The organism is Bradyrhizobium sp. 62 (genome assembly GCF_023073035.1).
Classification (GTDB): domain Bacteria; phylum Pseudomonadota; class Alphaproteobacteria; order Rhizobiales; family Xanthobacteraceae; genus Bradyrhizobium.
On the sequence record NZ_JADPIT010000032.1, the window covers coordinates 604,826 to 606,679 of the forward strand.

A 1,854-nucleotide genomic window follows, 5' to 3' on the forward strand; every position below is an offset into this window, starting at 1 on the left:
GCGGTCATGATTGAGTCGGCAGGCCTCGGCGTACTGGATGCCCCGGTCAAGCCGGGGCATGACATCGGAGGGCGTATCTCCTACCGCCGCTCGCGAAAGAAGTCCTTGAGCATCCGCGCCGACTCGCTTTCGCCGACCCCGGAATAGACATCCGGGACGTGATGGCAGGTCGGCGAGGTGAAGAACCGCACGCCTGATTCAACCGCGCCGCCCTTGGGGTCGGCGGCGGCGTAATAAAGCCGCCTCACCCTTGCAAACGAGATCGCGCCCGCACACATGGTGCACGGCTCCAGCGTCACGTAGAGGTCGCAGTCGACCAGGCGCTCGCTGCCGATCTTTTTGGCCGCCTCGCGCAGCGCAACGATCTCGGCATGCGCCGTGGGGTCGTAGTCCGTCAGCGTCCGGTTCGCCGCGGTGGCGATGACCTCGTAATTGCGGACCACGACGCATCCGATCGGAACTTCGCCCGCCTTTCCGGCGTTTTCGGCCGTTTTGAGCGCCAAATCCATGAAAGAGGGGGCTTTCAAGCCTCGTATCATCCCGAGAAACCTGCTAGTAGCTGCGCCTTCAGCAGAAGTGCTTACCGATTTTGCCTGAGCATGCGGCTCGAGACGAGCGCGCACAATGCTTTCTGGCCACCCCCTGAGTGAGATTATTCATGCCTCGCGACAGCGACAAAGACAACGATTCCCGCGGCCGGCGTGATCGCGGCCCGGCCAAGGGCGGCCCCGCCAAGGGCCGCTCCGGCAAGCCACGCGGACCCGACAAGAAGTTCGCCAAGCGCGGCCCTCCCGGGGACAAAGGCGACGCCCGCCCGCCCCGCGGCGACCGCGACAGCCGTCCCTTCCGCCGCCGCGAGGAGGGCGATGCCCCGCGCCGCGACTTCAGCGACCGCCCGAAGTTCAATCGCGAAGACCGGCCGCGCCAAGACCGGCCGCGTGAAGACCGGCCGCGCGGCGAGGATCGTGGCGAGCGCAGCTTCAAGCCGCGTGGCGATCGTCCCTTCAAGCCGCGTGAAGACCGTCCGTTTTCCGATCGTCCGTCGCGCGACGGCGAGAAGCGCCCGTTCAAGCCGCGTGGCGACCGCCCATTTTCTGATCGCCCCTCGCGCGATGGCGACAAGCGGCCGTTCAAGCCGCGCGGTGATCGCCCGTCCTATGGGCGTGATGACCGTCCGCCGCGCAGGGATCGCGACGATTCCCGTCCGGCCGGCCGAACCGGTGACGCGAAGTTTGGCGACAAGCGACCCTACGCGCCGCGTGGCGACCGTCCGGAACGCAAGTTCGACGGCGAGCGGAAGTTTTCGCGCGGCGCACCGGACCGCAATCGCAGCGAGCGCAGCGATTCGAAACCTTGGCAGAAGCGCGATGCGGCCCCGCGCGGCGACCGGCCGCCGCGCAAGGACTTCAGCAAGGGTCCGCGCAAGGATTTCGGCGGCAGCGACCGCGGTCAAGACAAGCCCTGGCAGAAGCGCGATAATCGGCAAGGCGGCGGCGACGACCGTCCGCGCTTTTCGCGTTCGCGCGACGATCGTCCATCGGGTGATCGTCCGTTCCGCGAGCGGCCCAAATTCGATCGTCCCAAGTTCGATCGTCCGCGCGATGATCGTCCGAGGTTCGATCGCGGCGGCGATCGCCCGAAATTCGATCGTCCGCGCGAGCGTTCCGAGGGCCGTTCCGACTGGCACGAGCATCCCCGCAGCGAAGCGCCTTCCGGCGATCGTCCACGCCGTGAAAACGAGGATGAGAGCAGGATCTTCGAGAAACGTCCGGCCTTCGGTGGTCGCGGCGCCTATCGCGAGCGCGATCGTGATTCCGAGCGGCGGCCGCGCCGCGAGGAAGAGGTCAAGCCGAA

At 67.2% G+C, this 1,854-nt stretch carries 1 protein-coding gene and 1 pseudogene; one reads left to right on the top strand and one right to left on the bottom strand.

What is annotated here, in order from left to right; all coding sequences use genetic code 11:
* Positions 1–80: 80 nt before the first annotated feature.
* On the bottom strand, positions 81–539 hold the full coding sequence (locus IVB47_RS32225) for a nucleoside deaminase (protein ID WP_247468172.1): 459 nt from the start codon (positions 537–539) through the stop codon (positions 81–83).
* Positions 540–658: 119 nt separating this feature from the next.
* Here IVB47_RS32225 and IVB47_RS32230 point away from each other — a divergent pair.
* Positions 659–1,854, top strand: a pseudogene (locus IVB47_RS32230) (pseudouridine synthase); the annotation flags it as partial.